Here is an 18,816-nt window from a genome sequence, read left to right as displayed (position 1 = left end):
AAATCCGATTTAAACCAGGTTTTTCATCTTAATTAACATAAAAATGGTGGAAGTGTTAAATATATCAAGATAATTAACAAAAACTCAGGATCTCGCACCGTTTTTGTTAGATAAAAAATATAATGAACAAAAAACAGGGCGCCGACTCGAAATTTGTTAAATAAATCGAGATATCTAACAAAATCACGAAATTTTTGTTAGATATAATTATAAGAAGTTGTTTCATTACTGTTTAAGGATAAAAAGACACAAACTGACTCCCGGAAATCCAATCTAAACCAGGTTTTTCATCTTAATAAACAAAAAAATGTGGGAGTGTTAAATATATGCGGATAATTAATAAAAACTCAAGAAGTAGCGCTATTTCTATTTTAGGATAAAAAAACACAAACCACACCACAAAAAAAGCTCACCGAAGTGAGCGCCTCGTCCAAGAGCGACGCAGTCTTATTCGACACCGTTCTTTTCAAACCATTTTGTGATTGGTTTTAATTGGACGTAACCGTCTTGTATGACTTCGTCGTTGATTGTGACGAGTGGATAAAATAACTCGTCGTTGTTGATTTGTTCTATTAACTCTTCGTCGTAGTCGGAAAAGTTTTCGTCGCGGTCGATGTCGATGTAGTTTACACGAATGTCCGCGTCTGGATATTTTTTACTGAATAATGCTTCTAACCACTGATACGTATCTTTTGAACTCGGTGCGTTTACACAGCTCGCGCAAATGACGTCTCTTCCGTAGACATTTACTGAATAGCTCATATACGAATCCTCCTATATACCGATAGATTTTTATTGTTTAATCTATTATAATATATTTACAGAGTGATTTCTCTATAAACGTTTTTGGAGTGATATATATGGCAACAACAAAAGACACTATGTATGAACAAGTTGATGCGGTTTTAGATAAATTACGTCCGTTCTTATTAAGAGATGGCGGAGACGTTGAACTCGTTGACGTTGAAGATGGCGTCGTTATGTTACGTTTACTCGGTGCATGTGGGACATGCCCAAGTTCAACGATTACACTTAAAGCGGGTATCGAACGCGCATTACTAGAAGAAGTACCTGGTTTCGTTGAAATTGAACAAGTATTCTAAAACTAGAGAATCAATTCTCTAGTTTTTATTTTTATGGTGATCATATGAAACTCGTAGAATTTTGTCGGTCAAACATTGAAAAAACGTCCAAACACACTTATGAACACTTAATGGATAAAGAAGATGTGGACGTTATGGATTACGAATGCACGAATGATTGTGGTGTATGTAGTCGGACTGCGTTTTGTATCGTAGAAGGAAAACGCGTTGCGGCAAAGACAGATGAACAACTACTCGTTCGAGTATTAGAACAATTAAAAAAAGATGACGAGCCAGATATTTTTGATTATATCAAAGATTCATTATAATAAAGATAAGTGAATCAAAGAGGTGACAAAAATGAGTCAAGTGACATTAACAAAAGCTGCTGCAGATAAAGTAAGAACGATGTTAGAAGATAACAATATGCAAGACGGCTATTTACGTTTTAAAGTTGAGGGTGGCGGTTGTACTGGGCTAACGTATGGTATGGCTGCTGAAGAAGAACCTACTGAGCGTGATTTAGTATTTACACATCACGGAGTCAGCGTGTTAGTGGATAAGTTTGATATCGGTGTCGTCGACGGTACGACAATCGATTTTAAAGAGTCGTTACTCGGTGGTGGATTCACGATTGATAACCCTCTAGCGAGTGTTGCATGTGGATGCGGTGCATCATTTAGAACAAAAACAAATAAAGGTACTCCAGAACAATGTTAAATTGTTAGGGAATGCTTGAAATATATGCTTGGAAACGCTAATATTATGTTATATATATTAGCGTTTTTATATTATAAAAATTTAGGAGATGTAGTGATGAGTTTCGAAAGAAAGAAAATTGTTATCCTCGGTGGAGGATACGCGGGTCTTAGCGCATTAGTTGGTCTTCAAAAAGAATTAGGTTTATCTGAAGCAGATATTACTTTAATCAATAAAAATGAGTACCACTACGAAGCAACATGGTTACATGAAACAGCTGCAGGTACGATTAACTGGGAAGACGGAGTTTACCCAATTAATAAAGTTGTAGACAACATGAAAACAAACTTCGTTGTTGCTGAAGTAACAAAAATCGATAAAGACAGCCAAGTAGTTGAAACGACAAAAGGAAATGTCGAGTATGACATTTTAATCGTTGCATTAGGTTTCGAATCAGAAACATTCGGAATTGAAGGAATGGCTGAACATGCTGAATCAATTACGAGCCCACAAACTGCACTTAAAGCACGTGCATTAGTTGAAAAGAACTTCAACAACTACTTAGAGTCTAAAGATAAAAATGACTTAGCAATCGTAGTTGGTGGTGCAGGATTCACAGGTATTGAGTACCTCGGTGAATTAGTAGATTCACTTCCAATCTTATGTGACAACTTAGGTATTAACTACGACGACGTTAGCATTACGTGTGTAGAAGCAATGCCTTCAATGTTACCGATGTTCAGTGAAGATCTCAGCGGTTACGCTAAAAAGTACTTAGAAAGTAAAGGTGTTAAGTTCTTACTCGGAACACCAATCGTTGCTGCTAACGAAGAAGGATTCGTCGTTAAAATTAACGATAAAGAAGAAACAGTTAAAGCAAACAACCGAATCTGGACTGCAGGAGTTCGTGGTAACAAGTTAATGGAAGAAAACTTCGACGGCGTTATGCGCGGTAGAATCATCGTTAAAGATGACTTAACAATCGAAGGATACGACAACGTATACGCAATCGGTGACGTTTCAGCGGTTATGAACGGAACAGGCGAAAACGCACGTCCATATCCAACGACAGCACAAATTGCGATGCAACTTGGTGAACACACTGCAAAAATTATCACTGCAAAATTACGTGGTAAAAAAGTTGAGCCATTCGTATATGACGACAAAGGAACAGTTTGTTCATTAGGTGCTAAAAACGGTATCGGTGTCGTTTATGGTAAAGAAATTAAAGGTAAATCAGCTGCATTTATGAAGAAAGTAATCGATACACGTGCAGTCGCTAAAATTGGTGGACCAGTACTTGGATTCACAAAAGGTAAATTCTTGTAAGAAAATTTTAAGCATGAGTAATGATCATACTCATGCTTTTTTAATAGAGGTGTAACGGTGAATATCGTTCAAGTATTTATATCTATCATTTTATATTTCGTACTCTTTTACGGTATTAGTTTTATATTAAATATGATTTTAAAAATGACGTGGATTATGGCTGTTGTTTATCCTGTCATCGTTGTTTTAATCATTGATAGAATTGATACGGTAGAGTACATAAAATCGCCAAACACTGCATTTAAAGAAGCGTGGAGCAATATTATTAACGTCCAAATTTTTGACGTGATTATATTATTAAGTGGTTTTATCGGTATTATATTAGCCGGATTAACAATACGCTACTTACGTAAGCTTGGCTATCAAATGTTCTAGGAGTGAGTATATGAAGTACAATTTTGAAAGTAATTTAAACGACAACAACAAAGCAATCGTCATCGGTGTAAAAGAAGACTTTGAAAACGACTCAAACTTCGAAGAACTCGATGCATTATTTAACGGGAACTTTAAATCATATATCGATGCTGGAGTCATCCAGTCAAAATTCAAAAAAATCGAATCATCGAGCGCAGTATTACAAACAAACGTTAGAAAAGTATATACAGTCGGTCTCGGTAAATCAGAAGACTTAACACAATTAAAACTTCAAGAAGCGTTCGGTACAGTATTACAAGCACTTAAAAAAGATAAAGTAACAGATGCTTATCTATACGTTGACTCATTTAGTTCTGACGACGAATTTCTATACGACGTCGGCTTAATGGGTGAAATTAGCGTATACGAGCCATTCAACTATAAAAAAGATTTTAAACGTTACGAACTAACGCTATCTTTTAATAAAAAGGTAAATGAAGACAAACTGAAAGCAGGTCAACAAGCTGGAGAGGCGATGAACTTTAGTCGTAACTTAAGTGAAATGCCTCCAAACGTACTATATCCGGAATCTTTAGTCGAGTTAATCGAAAAAGAATTTTCTGGTAAAGACAACGTGACGATTTCAGTGAAAGACGATGAAACACTTAAAGAAGAAGGTTACGGTCTCATTCATTCAGTCGGTGACGGTTCTGAAAGAAAACCAAGACTCGTTACGATCGAGTATAAAAATAGCAATAAAGCACCTGTAGCACTTGTCGGTAAAGGAATTACTTACGATTCAGGTGGTTATTCATTAAAACCACGTACGGGCATGGTATCGATGAAATACGATATGAGTGGAGCAGCGAACGTACTCGGTATGATGAAGACACTCGTTGATCAAAAGCGAGAAGTGAATGTTGTAGCAGTACTTGCGCTCGCTGAAAATATGGTAAAAGGTAATGCGAATCGTCCAGATGACGTTGTCATCGCTAAAAACGGTTTAAGTGTTGAAATAACTAATACAGATGCAGAAGGACGTCTCGTTCTTGGAGATGCGGTTACTGAAGCAATTACACATAAACCAGTCGTTATTATGGACTTTGCAACTTTAACAGGAGCAGTAATCGGAGCGCTTGGAGAGTCACGTACAGGTTTATTTACAAACCAAAGTAGAGATTACTTAACTGACGTCTTAAAATCATCAGAAAAAGTTGGCGAAAAGTTATGGCACTTACCGATGGATGAATCCGATGAAGCGGCAGTAAAAGATACACAAGTTGCAGACATTTTAAACAGTAACTTACGCCCATACGGTGGTGCATCGTTTGCAGCGGCATTTATTAATCAGTTTACTGAAGATTATCCGTGGTTACATTTTGATATCGCTGGTACATCGCAGTTTGCGAAACAAAATGCATACGGTCCAAAAGCAGCGAGTGGTGTGATGATCCGTACAGTCGTTGACTACATTTTAGACGGTTCTATGTATGACTAATTTATTAGAAGCATTTAACATCGAAATCATTGAGTTAAATAAGAAACGTGCGGTCATTGAAGTCGATATTACTGAAGAAATGCACCAACCATTTGGAATCGTACACGGTGGTATGAATGCTGTGTTAATCGAAACAGCAGCGTCACTTGGCGGTACTGAAAACGTTGAAGAAGGATATGCAGCTGGCGTTGAAATCAACGTCAACCATATTCGACCTATACCCTCAGGTAAACTGACAACAACAGCTGTACCAGTACATATCGGTAGAACAACACAAGTATGGACAGCAGAAATTATAAACGATGAAGGAAAAATCACAGCAGTTGGACGAATGACTTTGACGAATATGAAGTAAACTTATACCTCTCTAAATCAAAAATAAGTTTAGGGAGGTATTTTATAAGGTAAAATTAATTAATAATAATTATCTTGATGGTATAATATTAAAACAACATTTTTACATAAATAGAACATGAGGTGATTTGCATGAAAGTTTTAAGTGAACTCAAAATTAATAATAAAGTTATTAATGTAGAAATCCCAGAGAATGTTTTAAAAGCCTTAGATGTTAATGTAAATGATACAATTCAATTCATTGAAGATAATGATAAAATATCATTAGAAGTTAAGAAAAGTAATTTAGATTTAAACTTGATTAATGAAATTTTAACTGAAGATGATGAAATATTTAAAGAATTGGTAGATAGATGAGATATTTAACAGATGAGGATATTATAGAGTTAAATAAAATCGTTATAAAACGTTATAGTCCTAAAGAACCAGTAAAAGTTCTCGACAGAAATGCTTTAAATATGATTGTGGAGAATATGAAGCAAGAAGTATATGGGAAAGAATTATATCCTAAATTAGAGGATAAGGGTGCATTTCTTTTATATCATCTGATTAAAAAACACATATTTGCAAATGGAAATAAACGTACTGCCTATCTTTCTTTAAAGTATTTTTTATCCTTAAATGATTACCGTTTAATACTAGATAAGAGAGATGCAGTCGATTATATTGTCGATATCGCGATCAGACCTTATAATTTAGAAGAGATTTCTTTATGGATAAAAAATAATATGAATAAAATAAGTTAAATAACTAATACAAACCTAAATTTCACAAACAAAAATACGCCCATTCTAGTTTTTCTAGAATGGGCGTGTTGTTATTCATCAAGTTCTTGCTCTTTTTTACGTTGTTCAATTTTTAATTTATCTTCTTCTGTAAGTTCTTCGTAACCTATTTCGTCACGTCGTAATTCGTTTAAGATTGTTAGTCTATACGGCTCTACGTCTGAGTGGAAGGCACTTCTCGCAAGCATATGTGCACCTGTTGGTGCGATGATGTAAATGAATACGAGTGCGAGTATTAGAGTGATTTCAAATCTCTCTTCGAAATACCAAAAGTATAGGAATACAGCGAGTAGAACGAGTGATACACCGAGTGTTGAACTTTTACTTGCAGCGTGGAGTCGTGAGTACATGTCTGGAAGTCTCACGATACCGATTCCTGCAACGATGGAAAAGAATACCCCGGTTAATACGAGTATCGTTACGATACTAGTCATCAGGATCTCTATCATGATCGATCACCCATCCTTTCTCTAAAAATTTGGCCATTGCGACTGTACCTACAGCACCGAGCATACCGATAATCATAATTACAACGATTAAATAAGGAGTGTCAAGTAGGACTGAGAAAATCCCAATCGTTCCCATTAGCATAACTCCAAACGCATCTAACGCGACAATTTTATCGTGTAACGTCGGCCCTTTGATAATTCTATACGATGCGATACCGAGCGCGACTGCCATTCCAATAATTGCGATAATGAATATGACTTGTAAAAATGAAATCATGGGCGACCCACCTCTTTAATGAGACGTTCAAATGAGTGTTTAATAGCCTCGATTTCTTTATCGGCATCGACTAAGTTTACCCCGTGGATATATAGCGTTTTAAAGTCATCACTAATTGCAACGACGACTGTACCTGGTGTTAACGTGATAAGAGAGGAAAGAAGTACGACTTCCCAATCCTTTTGTAAATCACACGGATACGCATAGAATCCAGGGTGTACGTTCATTTTTGGTTGAAGGACGATTTTTACAACTTCAATGTTTGCAAGGAGTAACTCGTAAACGAATACGAAGAATAACTTGAGAATTCTCCATACGCGGATGAGGTAAAACGTACCTGGTAAGAAGTTACGTAATATGGATACGGCAATTAGCCCCATTAAATACCCCATCACGAGAGTGCTCACTGTAAAACTGTTGTTCATAAACGCCCATAGGAATGCGAGTAAGAAATTGAGTAATACTTGTATTGCCATTTACTCCACCCCCATAATATATTCTGAGTAAACAAACGGATCTGCGAGTGCTTGTGCAGCCATTTCAAAGTATGGATATAAGAAATCTGCACTTAGACCGAATGCGATTGATACGATAACGAGTCCAACTGCACTAAAGAGTAGTTTATCAGTCTTCATTGGTTTTAACTCTTCTTCTACAGCGTGTTCACCGAAGAACACGTGTATAAATACTCTCATAATACTGTATAGAATCACTAAACTAGAGAATAAAATAATGACGCCTGAAATATAGTGTTCATTTATAAATAATGATTTCACGATATACACTTTACCGAAAAATCCAGGGAATGGTGGAACTCCTGCAAGTGATAATCCTGCTAAGAAGAACGTCCAACCAACTACTGGGTGAACTGACATTAAGCCGTGTATATCTTTTGCGTTATGTTTACCAGTTCTATAAATGATAAAACCAACGAGTAAGAATAACGCTGTTTTAATAATCATGTCGTGGATGAGGTAGTAAATACTACCAATCATACCATCTAAATCGAGCATTGCGACAGCTGAGATAATAAATCCAATCGCAATCATAATGTTATAGATGATGACCATCTTCATGTCGTACGTTGAAATCGCACCGATACATCCGATAATAATCGTTAGCATCGATAAGACGAGTAAAACAGTACTAATATAGCTATAGTCTAAATTGAAAAATAGACTGTACGTACGCATCAGTGCGTACACACCGACTTTTGTCAGTAATGCACCGAACGCTGCAAGTATTGGGATTGGTGGTGCGTTATATGAATCTGGTAACCAGAAGTAGAGCGGGAATACCGCTGCTTTAGTTAAGAATACAAACATAATAACGACACCAATTAACGTAATGACTGTTAAATTACCGTCGTAATTCGATAGTTTCACGTGGATATCTGCCATGTTTAAACTACCAACAACAGAATATAAAAATCCAATTCCAAGTACTAAAAAGTTCGATGAAATAATATTAACGACTAAATATTTAAAGCCTTCTCGTAACTGAATCGTACTACTACCAATTGTAAGTAATACATATGACGCGATTAAAAACACTTCGAAGAATACAAACATGTTGAAAATATCTCCAGTAGTAAACGCGCCGTTTACACCCATGATCATAAATAACATCATCGGATAATAGAAATAACGTTCGTTATTAACGCCAATCGATTGGAACGAATAGACTGTAACGAAAAACAGTATGATCGATGTCGTTAATACGAGTAAAGCACTTAACATATCATAAACGACTGTAATACCAAATGGTGCTGGCCAGTTACCAATATTTGTAACTAATACACCATCTGTATATATACGTTGTACAATAACTATTGAAAAAATTACCATTAACACACTTGCGAGTGTTGTGACCGCTCGGTGTAACACAGGGTTTCTACCGACGAGTAACATAATCACCGCAGCAAGACCTGGAATGACTAATGGCAATATAAGTAATAAATTAATAACCATCGTCTCTTCCTTTCATGTCTTCAGTATCATCTGTACCGAGTACTTTATAGTTGTTTAACGCAAGCACTAAACTATAAGCAGTCAGTGCAAACGATATAACGATTGCTGTAAGAATCATCGCTTGTGGTAACGGATCGGTATACACTTCGACACGTTCATCTAGAATAGGAACGTTTCCTCGTTTTAACTGACCCATCGTGAGTAACATAAGGTGAACACCGTGGGATAATACCGAAATACCGATAATAATTCTTAACACACCTTTAGAGAGGATTAAGTACGTCGCACAGCCGATGAGTACACCTGAAAGAATAATCATTACAAACTCCATTAATCCTTCACCCCTCCAACTGCGATTAAAATGAGTATCGTTGCCCCGAATACGACTAAAAAGACACCGAGGTCAAAGAATACTGCAGAGTGGATATGCACGTCACCTAATAACGGGACATAAACATCTGTTAAAGCATGTGTAAAGAAAGGTTTACCGAATACCATTAAAAATAACGGGACTCCAATAGCGAACAGTAACCCGAGTGATATTAATAATTTTAACGGAATCGGTAGCATCTTCTTTAACGTCTTTACATCATAAGCAATAAGTAAGAGTAGCACTGCTGAACTCATGAGTAATCCACCGACGAATCCTCCACCTGGCGTATAGTGCCCTGCAAAGAATAAGTTCAAACTAAACATCGTGATGATGAAAAACGCAACTTTAGAGATGTACTGTAAATGCACATCGTTCATTTGTCGATGGAGTGCTTTGTAGCCGGCTCTTTTAAGTGTGCTCTTCATTTTCATCATCCTTTCTTAGGTTCGTCATTCTCATTAAAATGTAAATTCCGATTCCGGCGATTGCGAATACAACTGTTTCAAACACAGTATCGTAACCACGGAAGTCAACGAGAATAACGTTTACCATATTTTTACCTGCAGCTAAGTCATAAACGTGTTCGATATGATATTCAGAAATCGATTCGAATATACGGTGACTGTATGCAGATAATCCAATTAAAATCGAAACTGCTCCGACCATTACTGCAACGAAGAAGTTCGTTAATTTAAACTGACGTGTTTCTGGTAATTTACTTACTTTAGGTAAGTGATAGAAACATACTAAGAATAGAGTCGTCGTTACAGTTTCAATCGCGAGTTGAGTTAATGCTAAGTCTGGCGCTCTAAAGAATACGAAGAATAATGCCATACTAAATCCAACTGCACCGAGCATAATAATGCTGACCATACGAGATTTTGTAATCATAATAATTCCGAGTGAAACTAATATAACAACAACTAGAATCACTTCTTGAATTCCTATAGGTGCAAGGTCTGTAAGACTTAAATTTAAACCAGTTCTAAACATCGTAACGATACTAAAGATTGTTAAGAAGCCGAATATATACAGTAGATATGTTCTTAAAAATCCTGTAGATAATGTATTCGTTACTTTGTTAGAGTATTTTGTACTGTTTACGAGTGACTGGTCATAGAAGTTATTTAACGTAAATGGCTCTTTAATATAATCGTAAATAAACATCCAGCTGTCTCTAAAGTAGTAGAGTAGTGCTCCGACTAAGACGATTAAAATCGTAGAGAGTAAAGCAGGTGTTACACCGTGCCAAAAACTAATCGATACGTCGACAAAATTTTGACGATCTAAAATGGCACTTGCTGCTGGACTAATAATCGTATTCGATAAAATGTTCGGGAATAAGCCGATAATGACGACGAGCGAAGCTAAAATTGCTGGTGAAATTAACATCAGCATCGGAGCTTCAGACGGTTCTTTTGGAGTATCAAATGATTCTCCAGTAAATACCCCAAATATTAATTTCATCGAATAGACGAAAGTAAATATACTTCCGAGAATCGCAAGTAATGGGAATAAAACACTAATCGTACTTAATAGAGTGATGTTCGACTGAGAAATTTCAAACATCGCTTCTAAGAACATTTCTTTAGATAAAAATCCATTAAATGGCGGAAGTCCTGCCATAGAAAATGCAGTAATTAACGTAATTGTAAAACTGATTGGCATAATCGTCATTAGCGCACCGAGTCGCTTAATGCTACGCGTACCTGTTTGGTGATCGACAATCCCTGTCACCATGAATAGTGCACCTTTAAACGTCGCGTGGTTAATAATATGAAATACTGCAGCGATGACTGCGACTGTAAATATTTCTTCATTAAAACCAGCAGTGACAGCTAAAGCTCCAAGCCCGAGTAATGACATAATTAAACCGAGTTGAGACACGGTAGAAAATGCGAGTACTGCTTTCATATCATCTTTAACGACTGCATTAAACGATGCCCATGCGAGTGTAATGAGTCCGATAATTAAAATCGTATTGACCCACGTTAAGCTCCACATAAACACTGGTGTAAAGCGCGCGACTAAATATAGCCCTGCTTTAACCATCGTAGCAGAGTGTAAATAAGCACTGACTGGAGTTGGTGCTTCCATTGCATCTGGTAACCAAATATAAAACGGAAACTGTGCTGATTTTGTAAATGCACCGAGTAAAATTAACACGAGTGCAATGACTCCAATACCACTTGATGCGATCACATCTGATGAAGCAATCATTTCTCGAATGCTAAATGTTTCGGTAATAATGCTAAGTAAAATGAAACCACCGAGCATCATAAATCCACCGAACATCGTAATTAACATCGATTTTTGAGCGCCGTAAGTAGAACGTTCTTTTGTCGTCCAAAACGCGATGAGTAAGAAACTCGAAATCGACGTCAACTCCCAAAACATATATAACATTAAAACGTTATCAATTGTCACAACACCGAGCATCGCTGCCATGAACATTAAGAGGTAGACGTAAAAGTTACCGAGTTTTTCATCTTTTGAAAGATATCCAATCGAATATAGAACGACTAACGTTCCAATTCCAGATATCAAAATGGCAAAAAGTAATCCAAGGCCATCTATGTATACATCGAAGTTCATGCCGATTTTTGGCATAAAGTTTAACGTGTAGTAGATGTTTGACCCACTTTTTACTGTTGGTATTAACGTAAATAAATAAGACACGATAACGAATGGTACTGGTAGTACAAACCATCCGAGATGGATGTCTTTTTGATATTTATACACTACCGGTATAATAACAGCTGCTATTAATGGTAGTAATATTAAAAAATGTAATAACGTCACACCATAACCTCCTTCACACAATTATATGACTTTATTATACATGAATTAATATCGGTTTTAAATGCACACGATATGTTCTATAATGACTGTTGGAACAAAGTGAAGTTTAATCATACAACAATTTGATTAATGTTGAAATATTGGAGGAAAAATCAATGGCATTTTCACAAATGGACAAAACAGTATTAGAAAACGAACAAAGTGTCGTTATTAAAACAAATAAAGGTGACATTACAGTACGACTATTTGCAGATAAAGCACCGAAAACTGTAGAAAACTTCGTTACACATGCTAAAAACGGCTATTACGATGGTCAAATTTTCCACAGAATTATTAAAGATTTCATGATTCAAGGTGGTGACCCTACAGGTACTGGTATGGGTGGAGTAAGTATTTGGGATGAGGACTTCGAAGATGAATTCCACGAAGAGTTATTTAACTTCCGTGGTGCGTTATCAATGGCCAACCGTGGACCAAACACGAACGGCTCACAGTTTTTCATCGTAGAAGCGATTCGTGTTCCGATGAATATGCTCGGTCAATTAGAAGGTGCTGGATATCCTGAAGAAGTAATTAAAACGTATGCTGACCTCGGTGGGACACCTTGGTTAGATAACCGTCACACTGTTTTCGGTCAAGTGATCGAAGGGATGGACGTTGTCGATAATATCGCAAGTGTAACAACTGGTCCAATGGATAAACCAGTAGAAGACGTCGTCATCGAAACGATTGAAGTTTTATAATTAAATCGACAAATAATTGTCAGAAATTCATCGTAGGAGAATCCGCATAATTTGTTATACTAATAAGGTAAAGGTGTGTGAATGACTTATGATGGAATTTCTTTATTTCCCTGAAGATAAAACTGAATATATTCCTGGAATTATTACGCTCGTTGTTTGTATCGTTTTAGCGTATGTAGCGTTCTTATTAATTCGAAAATATTCAAAAAAGCAAGAACAACGTGCACAGGAGTTCGAACAAGAAGTTTTAAATAAAATAAATTCAGACGTGCATGACGATCATCATAAATAGATTGAATAAATGGAAGCCTCACTTAAAATATGCTATTATACAATAGTGTTATAGAAGTGGGGTTTTTTCGTGACAAAACACTACCGAGCAGGTCAATTTGTTAAAGTAAAAGTAACAAACGTTCGGCCATACGGTGCTTTTGTCAAAACGATGGATGGTGTAGAAGGACTTATCCATATTTCAGAAGTGATGGATAACTTCGTACAAAATATCCATCATTATCTTTCAAAAGGGCAGATTGTAAAGTGCAAAATTTTAGCAGTAAACGATAGGGATGGAAAATTAAATCTGACCTTAAAAGAGAATGAATACTTCAAGCAAAAGTGTAAGAAAAAGGCAGAAAAATCGATATTAGATACGATTGAACAAACCGAAAAATACGGTTTTGACTCCCTACGACAGCGTATGCCTATTTGGATTAAAGAGGCAAAAGAACAAATGTATGACCGGTAAAAGACTTAGCAAGCGCTAAGTCTTTTATTTTTTTATATTTACATATAACGAAACTAATAATACATAGATTCGTAAGTTTATACAAAACTATCTAATAGCTTGAATACTCATATAGTAATGTGAGATTATAATAGAAGATAAACTATTTTTAGGAGGATACTTTTTTATGGATTACTCTATGAATCACTATAGACACGAACCATTCGTGGACTATACGAAAGAAGAAAACAAAGCATGGGTTAAAGAGGGAATTAAAGAAGCTCAAAAGATCTTCGGTCAAGAATTCCCATTAGTTATTAACGGTGAAAGAATTTTCACTGAAGATAAAAGTGAAGTATACAACCCAGCAAACAAATCAGAAATCATCGGATACGTTTCACAAGCGACACGTAAAGAAGCTGACCAAGCGATGGAAGTTGCGAAAGAAACATTTGAATCATGGAGAAAAACTTCATTCTCAATGCGTTCAGATATTCTTTTCAAAGCAGCTCAAATCGTTCGCGACAGAAAAGCAGAATTCACTGGTCACTTAGTGAAAGAAGCGGGTAAACCATGGAAAGAAGCGGACGGAGAAGTTGCAGAAGCAATCGACTTCTTAAACTACTACGGACGTCAAAACTTAGAATTAGCGAACGGTAAAACAGTACAATCACGTGCAAATGAATACAACCGTTTCGACTACATTCCTTTAGGTGTTGGATATGTTATCTCACCTTGGAACTTCTCATTTGCAATTATGGCAGGTACTGCAGCTGCAGCACTTGTTTCAGGTAACACAGTATTATTAAAACCTTCTTCAAACACGCCAGTTGTTGCATACAAGTTTGTTGAAGTTCTTGAAGAAGCTGGATTACCAAAAGGTGTAATCAACTTCATCCCAGGTTCATCAAGAGAAATTGGTGACTACTTAGTAGACCATAAAGATACTGCATTCGTATCATTCACTGGTTCACGCGACGTTGGTGTACGTATTTATGAACGTGCAGCAGTTGTTCATGAAGGACAAGTAAACTTAAAACGTGTTATCGCTGAAATGGGTGGTAAAGACACGATTGTTGTAGACAGCGGTGTAGATCTAGACGAAGCAGCAGATGCAATTGTAAACTCTGCATTCGGATTCTCTGGACAAAAATGTTCAGCATGTTCACGTGTAATCGCACTTGAAGATGTACATGATGAATTACTTGCAAAAGTAGTTGAAAAAACAAAAGAATTAACAGTTGGTGACCCATCTGAAGATATCTTCATGGGACCAGTTATTGATCAAGCGTCATTAGATAAAATCGAGAAGTACATCGAAATCGGTAAACAAGAAGGTAAACTTGAAATCGGTGGTAAAATCGAAAACGAAACAGGTCACTTCGTTTATCCAACAGTATTCTCTGGACTTAAACACGATGACCAAGTGATGAGAGAAGAAATCTTTGGACCAGTTGTCGGATTCGCAACAGCTAAAGACTTCACTGAAGCAATCAAATTTGCAAACAATACAGATTACGGTTTAACAGGTGCAGTATTCACGAACAACCGTGAACATTTAGAAGAAGCTCGTCGTGACTTCCACGTAGGTAACTTATACTTCAACCGTGGTTGTACGGCAGCAATCGTTGGATACCAACCATTTGGTGGATTCAAGATGTCAGGTACAGACTCTAAAGCAGGTGGACCAGACTACTTATTACTCCACATGCAAGGTAAAACAACTTCAGAAATGTTCTAATATAATCTACTTCTATAATAGGAGGTGTCAGTATGACACAATCAAAAGATATCATTCAATTAGCTGATAAAGTAGCAGCACCAACATATAAACCTCTGCCGATTGTCGTTGACGTGGCAGAAGGTGTATGGGTAAAAGACCCAGAAGGTAATAAGTATTTAGATATGCTTTCTGCATATTCAGCAGTAAACCAAGGTCACCGTCACCCTAAGATTATCGAAGCACTAAAAGAACAAGCAGATAAAGTAACACTTGGATCTCGTGCGTTCTATTCAAGCAACTTAGGTGAATGGTTAGATAAACTTAACGAAATTTCTGGAAAAGAAATGGGTATTCCTATGAACACGGGTGCTGAAGCAGTTGAATCTGCAATTAAAGCAGCTCGTCGTTGGGGTAAAGAAGTTAAAGGTATCGAAGATGGTAAACAAGAAATCATCGGTATGAACGGTAACTTCCACGGCCGTACGTTAGGTGCGATTTCACTTTCAAGTGAAGAAGCATATAAAGACGGATTCCACCCATTAGTACCAGGGTTCCCACTTGTACCTTATGGTGATATTGACGCATTAAAAGCGGCAATTAATGAAAACACAGTTGCTGTAATCTTAGAGCCAATTCAAGGTGAATCAGGTATTAACATTCCACGTGACGGATTCTTAAAAGAAGTTCGTGAGTTATGTGATGAGAACAACGTTCTCATGATCGCTGACGAAATCCAATGTGGACTTGGCCGTAGTGGTAAATTATTCGCATGTGACTGGGAAGACGTTAAACCAGATATGTACATCTTAGGAAAAGCACTCGGTGGTGGAGTATTACCAGTATCAGTTGTGCTTGGAGACAAAGAAGTACTCGAGTTAATGACTCCTGGATCACACGGTTCAACATTCGGTGGTAACCCACTTGCAGCAGCAGTATCTATTGCAGCAATCGATGTTTTACTCGATGAAAAACTTGCAGAGCGCTCAAACGAACTCGGTGAGTATATGAAATCAGAACTAAAAACAATCGATAACCCAATCATTAAAGAGGTACGTGGACGTGGATTATTCATCGGTATGGAATTAACAGAAGATGCGAGACCATACTGTGAAGCGTTAAAAGAGCGTGGACTATTATGTAAAGAAACACATGACACAGTCATTCGTTTTGCACCACCTCTAATCATCGAAAAAGAAGATTTAGACTGGGCAATCGGACAAATTAAAGAAGTACTTTCTAAATAATATTAGAAGTCGAAACTCTCATACATGTAGGTGTATGGGAGTTTTTTTGTTGCCTCTATACGGCTTCATCATTTAAAAGGTGTTATAATATAACAAACGATAATCGGTAGGTGAAACGATGCAGAAATATATCGAATTGTTTACAACTAAAGAAGGGCTAGAACAGATATTTGAAGCGTTCGATGGCTTAGGTATCTTCGTCGGCTTATTACTAGTCTTTATAGAATCGTTTTTACCGTTTTACCATTGATTGTTATCGTCATATTAAATACGAACGCGTATGGTTTTTTTATTGGATTTTTGATGAGTTATTTAGGAAGTGTACTCGGGAGTTATTCAGTATTTCTAGTCGTTAGAAACTTCTTAAAAGCACCGGCAACGCGCTATATTAATAAACATAAAACGTTAATTAAGATGCGAGAATTCATTGACAGAAGAGGGTTTACGTTTTTATTTATATTAATGTCATTACCATTTACTCCCTCATCTGTTGTCAACGTGATAGCTGGAGTATCTAACGTAAAAAAACGCGTCTATTTGTACATATTGATCGGTGCAAAATTTATAATGATACTATCGATTTCAATTGTCGGTCATGATGTAACGACATTTTTTACATCACCAACGAGACTTATTTTATCAGTTGTATTTTTAGTCGTATTATATGTGATATCAAAATTATATGAACGTTATTTAAATAGAAAAATGAACAGTAATTAGGAGTGGCAGTATGTTAAAGGAAATTAGAGAATGGGTTGTGACGATAGTTGTCGCCCTCGTCGTCGTATTTTTAGTGAGACAATTTTTACTTACACAGTTTGTTGTAGATGGTGCGAGTATGGCGCCAACATTTATAGATGGGGATAGAGTATTTGTAAGTAAAGTATCATACAAGATGCATGACGTTGAACATGGAGACATTGTCGTATTTGATAATAAGGAAGGCGAAGCGTACATTAAACGCGTCATCGGTGTACCAGGGGACGACGTTAAGATGGTTGACAAAGAAGTGTATGTCAACGGTGAACGTATCGACGAAAGTTACGTATCATACAAAAAAGATTCTTATTTAGATAACTTTGAGTTATCAGATCTTGGTGTCAATGGTGAAATTCCTGAAGGCCAATATTTAGTGTTAGGAGATAATCGGCCAGTAAGTAAAGACTCAAGACAATTTGGTCTCATAGAGGATGATCAAATTATCGGAAAAGTATTCTTAAGATTTTGGCCGTTTTCTGAAATATCGAATGATTTCTCTGATTAATTAGGAGGTATACGATGATTAAAGTTTGGACAGGTATAAGTGGTGCCGGTAAGTCTAAAGAAATGTTTAGACAAATTAACGAGAAAACCGATAAAGATCCACTTGGACATCGAATTTATATCATAACACCAACGCAAAACACTTAACGTATGAAGAAATATTAACGACAGATGAAGATAAAACGTACAAAGGAAGTTTAAGAACGACAGTCTTAAGCTTCTCTCGTTTTATTTGGCATGTTTTTAATGAAATTGGACATCGAGAAAAAAATCGTGTTAGTGAAGTCGGACATATTATGCTTATACATAAAATTCTTCAGCAATTTGAACCCGACACGTTAAAGTACTACAAAGATTCAAGGCAATATATAAAATTCTCGCAAAAGCTATTAAAGACGATTCAAGAATTTATTAACTATGATATTAGTGCAGATGATATTGAGAGTTTAACGTTTAAAGACAACCGAACGAAAGAAAAGTATGAAGATCTCGTAAAAGTGTATCGTACATGGCTCGATACAATTGAAGACTATTCAATTGAAAACATTAACTTAATGCCACATTTTTTAGAAGTACTACAGACAATTGATGTGAATGAAGTTGAAAGTTTAAATCATGCGACGATTTATATCGATGGATTCCATAACTTTACAGAACTAGAACTTCAGCTCATTAAGACGCTCACTCGATTTACCGACGACATTACACTTTTACTGATGCATAGTGGAGATAATTTAGAGCTCTTTAGAAAGACAGAAAACGTCATCGCTAGTTTAAAAAGAGAGGAATTGTTTGGTAGCGATGGAGTTAAAGTCATCGAGTTTTCTCATGAAAACTATCGTGCAAATAGTGAGGGCTTATACGAAGTTGAACGATATCTACGTAAAGGTACACCGATAAATAATAATGACGGCGTTAAACTTATAAAAGCACCGAATATGAGAGTCGAAGTCGAAGAAGTGATGCGCCAAATTGAAACGCTCGTACGTACAAAAAATGTTCGATATAAAGATATCGGTATTTTATATCGAGATAGTAGTTATATTGAAGTACTACGATATTACTTTGAGAAGTTTGATATCGCATATTCAGTCGATCAAAAGTATAAAATGGTGCAGCATCCATTTATACAATTTATGATGAGTGT

The 18,816-nt window shown here is 36.5% G+C and carries 27 protein-coding genes; 19 read left to right on the top strand and 8 right to left on the bottom strand.

The window, feature by feature from the left end:
- Nucleotides 1-447 precede the first annotated feature (447 nt).
- Nucleotides 448-762, bottom strand: a complete 315-nt coding sequence (locus TJ68_RS06640; protein WP_040929378.1) for a YuzD family protein — start codon at nucleotides 760-762, stop codon at nucleotides 448-450.
- Nucleotides 763-860: 98 nt separating this feature from the next.
- Here TJ68_RS06640 and TJ68_RS06635 point away from each other — a divergent pair, with 98 nt between their 5' ends.
- The 9 genes from TJ68_RS06635 to TJ68_RS06595 all read left to right on the top strand — a co-directional run bounded on the left by TJ68_RS06635 (nucleotide 861) and on the right by TJ68_RS06595 (nucleotide 6,062).
- Complete coding sequence (locus TJ68_RS06635; RefSeq protein WP_040929377.1) at nucleotides 861-1,103, top strand: NifU family protein; 243 nt, start codon at nucleotides 861-863, stop codon at nucleotides 1,101-1,103.
- Between the two features lie 44 nt (nucleotides 1,104-1,147).
- A complete protein-coding gene (locus TJ68_RS06630) occupies nucleotides 1,148-1,411 on the top strand; it encodes a DUF1450 domain-containing protein (RefSeq protein WP_040929376.1) in 264 nt (87 codons plus the stop codon).
- A 31-nt stretch (nucleotides 1,412-1,442) separates the two neighbouring features.
- Nucleotides 1,443-1,802, top strand: coding sequence for a HesB/IscA family protein (locus TJ68_RS06625; RefSeq protein ID WP_040929375.1), 360 nt, complete (start codon nucleotides 1,443-1,445; stop codon nucleotides 1,800-1,802).
- A gap of 96 nt (nucleotides 1,803-1,898) precedes the next feature.
- On the top strand, nucleotides 1,899-3,110 hold the full coding sequence (locus tag TJ68_RS06620) for an NAD(P)/FAD-dependent oxidoreductase (RefSeq protein ID WP_040929374.1): 1,212 nt from the start codon (nucleotides 1,899-1,901) through the stop codon (nucleotides 3,108-3,110).
- Between the two features lie 57 nt (nucleotides 3,111-3,167).
- The gene (locus TJ68_RS06615; protein WP_052327367.1) at nucleotides 3,168-3,485 is read left to right on the top strand and encodes a YuiB family protein; all 318 of its coding nucleotides are present in this window, start codon (nucleotides 3,168-3,170) and stop codon (nucleotides 3,483-3,485) included.
- A gap of 10 nt (nucleotides 3,486-3,495) precedes the next feature.
- Nucleotides 3,496-4,962, top strand: coding sequence for a M17 family metallopeptidase (locus TJ68_RS06610; protein WP_040929373.1), 1,467 nt, complete (start codon nucleotides 3,496-3,498; stop codon nucleotides 4,960-4,962).
- A complete protein-coding gene (locus tag TJ68_RS06605; protein WP_040929372.1) occupies nucleotides 4,955-5,317 on the top strand; it encodes a hotdog fold thioesterase in 363 nt (120 codons plus the stop codon). Before TJ68_RS06610 ends, TJ68_RS06605 begins: the two co-directional genes overlap by 8 nt.
- Before the next feature lie 131 nt (nucleotides 5,318-5,448).
- Complete coding sequence (locus TJ68_RS06600) at nucleotides 5,449-5,673, top strand: hypothetical protein (RefSeq protein WP_040929371.1); 225 nt, start codon at nucleotides 5,449-5,451, stop codon at nucleotides 5,671-5,673.
- Nucleotides 5,670-6,062 carry a type II toxin-antitoxin system death-on-curing family toxin gene (locus tag TJ68_RS06595; protein ID WP_040929370.1) on the top strand — a complete coding sequence of 131 codons (393 nt, stop codon included), beginning with the start codon at nucleotides 5,670-5,672 and terminating at the stop codon, nucleotides 6,060-6,062. The genes TJ68_RS06600 and TJ68_RS06595 overlap by 4 nt, the downstream gene beginning before the upstream one ends.
- A gap of 71 nt (nucleotides 6,063-6,133) precedes the next feature.
- Here the strand turns inward: TJ68_RS06595 and mnhG are convergent, their stop codons facing one another.
- Genes mnhG through TJ68_RS06560 form a run of 7 tightly spaced genes read right to left on the bottom strand, consistent with a single transcriptional unit; the run spans nucleotide 6,134 to nucleotide 11,972 of the window.
- Nucleotides 6,134-6,535 carry a monovalent cation/H(+) antiporter subunit G gene (gene mnhG / locus TJ68_RS06590; protein WP_238316052.1) on the bottom strand — a complete coding sequence of 134 codons (402 nt, stop codon included), beginning with the start codon at nucleotides 6,533-6,535 and terminating at the stop codon, nucleotides 6,134-6,136.
- On the bottom strand, nucleotides 6,528-6,827 hold the full coding sequence (locus TJ68_RS06585; protein WP_040929369.1) for a Na(+)/H(+) antiporter subunit F1: 300 nt from the start codon (nucleotides 6,825-6,827) through the stop codon (nucleotides 6,528-6,530). Before TJ68_RS06585 ends, mnhG begins: the two co-directional genes overlap by 8 nt.
- Complete coding sequence (locus tag TJ68_RS06580) at nucleotides 6,824-7,303, bottom strand: Na+/H+ antiporter subunit E (protein ID WP_040929368.1); 480 nt, start codon at nucleotides 7,301-7,303, stop codon at nucleotides 6,824-6,826. Before TJ68_RS06580 ends, TJ68_RS06585 begins: the two co-directional genes overlap by 4 nt.
- Nucleotides 7,304-8,797: a Na+/H+ antiporter subunit D gene (locus TJ68_RS06575; RefSeq protein WP_040929367.1), complete on the bottom strand. Its 1,494-nt coding sequence runs from the start codon at nucleotides 8,795-8,797 to the stop codon at nucleotides 7,304-7,306.
- Nucleotides 8,787-9,128, bottom strand: coding sequence for a Na(+)/H(+) antiporter subunit C (locus TJ68_RS06570; protein WP_040929366.1), 342 nt, complete (start codon nucleotides 9,126-9,128; stop codon nucleotides 8,787-8,789). Before TJ68_RS06570 ends, TJ68_RS06575 begins: the two co-directional genes overlap by 11 nt.
- The gene (locus tag TJ68_RS06565; RefSeq protein ID WP_337587685.1) at nucleotides 9,128-9,604 is read right to left on the bottom strand and encodes a Na(+)/H(+) antiporter subunit B; all 477 of its coding nucleotides are present in this window, start codon (nucleotides 9,602-9,604) and stop codon (nucleotides 9,128-9,130) included. Before TJ68_RS06565 ends, TJ68_RS06570 begins: the two co-directional genes overlap by 1 nt.
- Nucleotides 9,579-11,972, bottom strand: a complete 2,394-nt coding sequence (locus TJ68_RS06560; RefSeq protein ID WP_040929365.1) for a Na+/H+ antiporter subunit A — start codon at nucleotides 11,970-11,972, stop codon at nucleotides 9,579-9,581. Before TJ68_RS06560 ends, TJ68_RS06565 begins: the two co-directional genes overlap by 26 nt.
- 155 nt (nucleotides 11,973-12,127) lie before the next feature.
- Between TJ68_RS06560 and TJ68_RS06555 the strand changes: the two genes are divergently transcribed.
- The 10 genes from TJ68_RS06555 to TJ68_RS06520 form a co-directional block, all read left to right on the top strand.
- Nucleotides 12,128-12,715 carry a peptidylprolyl isomerase gene (locus TJ68_RS06555; protein ID WP_040929364.1) on the top strand — a complete coding sequence of 196 codons (588 nt, stop codon included), beginning with the start codon at nucleotides 12,128-12,130 and terminating at the stop codon, nucleotides 12,713-12,715.
- An 88-nt stretch (nucleotides 12,716-12,803) separates the two neighbouring features.
- The gene (locus tag TJ68_RS06550) at nucleotides 12,804-13,007 is read left to right on the top strand and encodes a hypothetical protein (protein WP_040929363.1); all 204 of its coding nucleotides are present in this window, start codon (nucleotides 12,804-12,806) and stop codon (nucleotides 13,005-13,007) included.
- A gap of 69 nt (nucleotides 13,008-13,076) precedes the next feature.
- Nucleotides 13,077-13,460: a S1 domain-containing post-transcriptional regulator Ygs gene (gene ygs, locus TJ68_RS06545; protein WP_040929362.1), complete on the top strand. Its 384-nt coding sequence runs from the start codon at nucleotides 13,077-13,079 to the stop codon at nucleotides 13,458-13,460.
- A gap of 166 nt (nucleotides 13,461-13,626) precedes the next feature.
- Nucleotides 13,627-15,180 (top strand): L-glutamate gamma-semialdehyde dehydrogenase, encoded by a 1,554-nt coding sequence (gene pruA / locus TJ68_RS06540; RefSeq protein WP_420329227.1) that lies wholly within the window; start codon nucleotides 13,627-13,629, stop codon nucleotides 15,178-15,180.
- 32 nt (nucleotides 15,181-15,212) lie between these two features.
- Nucleotides 15,213-16,406, top strand: a complete 1,194-nt coding sequence (locus tag TJ68_RS06535; RefSeq protein ID WP_040929361.1) for an ornithine--oxo-acid transaminase — start codon at nucleotides 15,213-15,215, stop codon at nucleotides 16,404-16,406.
- 118 nt (nucleotides 16,407-16,524) lie between these two features.
- Nucleotides 16,525-16,656, top strand: a complete 132-nt coding sequence (locus TJ68_RS08810; protein ID WP_272944048.1) for a hypothetical protein — start codon at nucleotides 16,525-16,527, stop codon at nucleotides 16,654-16,656.
- Nucleotides 16,657-16,709: 53 nt separating this feature from the next.
- On the top strand, nucleotides 16,710-17,126 hold the full coding sequence (locus TJ68_RS06530; RefSeq protein ID WP_238316050.1) for a TVP38/TMEM64 family protein: 417 nt from the start codon (nucleotides 16,710-16,712) through the stop codon (nucleotides 17,124-17,126).
- 10 nt (nucleotides 17,127-17,136) lie between these two features.
- Nucleotides 17,137-17,670: a signal peptidase I gene (gene lepB / locus TJ68_RS06525; protein ID WP_040929360.1), complete on the top strand. Its 534-nt coding sequence runs from the start codon at nucleotides 17,137-17,139 to the stop codon at nucleotides 17,668-17,670.
- A 14-nt stretch (nucleotides 17,671-17,684) separates the two neighbouring features.
- Nucleotides 17,685-17,816, top strand: coding sequence for a hypothetical protein (locus TJ68_RS08805; protein WP_272944047.1), 132 nt, complete (start codon nucleotides 17,685-17,687; stop codon nucleotides 17,814-17,816).
- Nucleotides 17,817-17,827: 11 nt separating this feature from the next.
- A partial coding sequence (locus tag TJ68_RS06520; RefSeq protein ID WP_337587686.1) for a PD-(D/E)XK nuclease family protein occupies nucleotides 17,828-18,816 on the top strand: 989 nt, incomplete at its 3' end.

The organism is Nosocomiicoccus massiliensis (genome assembly GCF_000438455.1).
Classification (GTDB): domain Bacteria; phylum Bacillota; class Bacilli; order Staphylococcales; family Salinicoccaceae; genus Nosocomiicoccus; species Nosocomiicoccus massiliensis.
The sequence above is the reverse complement of the archived record's forward strand: the minus strand, read 5'-3'. Positions and strand labels throughout refer to the sequence as shown.

Bases quoted from the DNA above. Each gene is read 5' to 3' on its own strand.
- TJ68_RS06640 (WP_040929378.1), bottom strand. From the start codon at position 762: ATGAGCTATTCAGTAAATGTCTACGGAAGAGACGTCATTTGCGCGAGC.
- TJ68_RS06635 (WP_040929377.1), top strand. From the start codon at position 861: ATGGCAACAACAAAAGACACTATGTATGAACAAGTTGATGCGGTTTTA.
- TJ68_RS06630 (WP_040929376.1), top strand. From the start codon at position 1,148: ATGAAACTCGTAGAATTTTGTCGGTCAAACATTGAAAAAACGTCCAAA.
- TJ68_RS06625 (WP_040929375.1), top strand. From the start codon at position 1,443: ATGAGTCAAGTGACATTAACAAAAGCTGCTGCAGATAAAGTAAGAACG.
- TJ68_RS06620 (WP_040929374.1), top strand. From the start codon at position 1,899: ATGAGTTTCGAAAGAAAGAAAATTGTTATCCTCGGTGGAGGATACGCG.
- TJ68_RS06610 (WP_040929373.1), top strand. From the start codon at position 3,496: ATGAAGTACAATTTTGAAAGTAATTTAAACGACAACAACAAAGCAATC.
- TJ68_RS06605 (WP_040929372.1), top strand. From the start codon at position 4,955: ATGACTAATTTATTAGAAGCATTTAACATCGAAATCATTGAGTTAAAT.
- TJ68_RS06600 (WP_040929371.1), top strand. From the start codon at position 5,449: ATGAAAGTTTTAAGTGAACTCAAAATTAATAATAAAGTTATTAATGTA.
- TJ68_RS06595 (WP_040929370.1), top strand. From the start codon at position 5,670: ATGAGATATTTAACAGATGAGGATATTATAGAGTTAAATAAAATCGTT.
- mnhG (WP_238316052.1), bottom strand. From the start codon at position 6,535: ATGACTAGTATCGTAACGATACTCGTATTAACCGGGGTATTCTTTTCC.
- TJ68_RS06585 (WP_040929369.1), bottom strand. From the start codon at position 6,827: ATGATTTCATTTTTACAAGTCATATTCATTATCGCAATTATTGGAATG.
- TJ68_RS06580 (WP_040929368.1), bottom strand. From the start codon at position 7,303: ATGGCAATACAAGTATTACTCAATTTCTTACTCGCATTCCTATGGGCG.
- TJ68_RS06575 (WP_040929367.1), bottom strand. From the start codon at position 8,797: ATGGTTATTAATTTATTACTTATATTGCCATTAGTCATTCCAGGTCTT.
- TJ68_RS06570 (WP_040929366.1), bottom strand. From the start codon at position 9,128: ATGGAGTTTGTAATGATTATTCTTTCAGGTGTACTCATCGGCTGTGCG.
- TJ68_RS06565 (WP_337587685.1), bottom strand. From the start codon at position 9,604: ATGATGAAAATGAAGAGCACACTTAAAAGAGCCGGCTACAAAGCACTC.
- TJ68_RS06555 (WP_040929364.1), top strand. From the start codon at position 12,128: ATGGCATTTTCACAAATGGACAAAACAGTATTAGAAAACGAACAAAGT.
- TJ68_RS06550 (WP_040929363.1), top strand. From the start codon at position 12,804: ATGATGGAATTTCTTTATTTCCCTGAAGATAAAACTGAATATATTCCT.
- pruA (WP_420329227.1), top strand. From the start codon at position 13,627: ATGGATTACTCTATGAATCACTATAGACACGAACCATTCGTGGACTAT.
- TJ68_RS06535 (WP_040929361.1), top strand. From the start codon at position 15,213: ATGACACAATCAAAAGATATCATTCAATTAGCTGATAAAGTAGCAGCA.
- TJ68_RS08810 (WP_272944048.1), top strand. From the start codon at position 16,525: ATGCAGAAATATATCGAATTGTTTACAACTAAAGAAGGGCTAGAACAG.
- TJ68_RS06530 (WP_238316050.1), top strand. From the start codon at position 16,710: ATGAGTTATTTAGGAAGTGTACTCGGGAGTTATTCAGTATTTCTAGTC.
- lepB (WP_040929360.1), top strand. From the start codon at position 17,137: ATGTTAAAGGAAATTAGAGAATGGGTTGTGACGATAGTTGTCGCCCTC.
- TJ68_RS08805 (WP_272944047.1), top strand. From the start codon at position 17,685: ATGATTAAAGTTTGGACAGGTATAAGTGGTGCCGGTAAGTCTAAAGAA.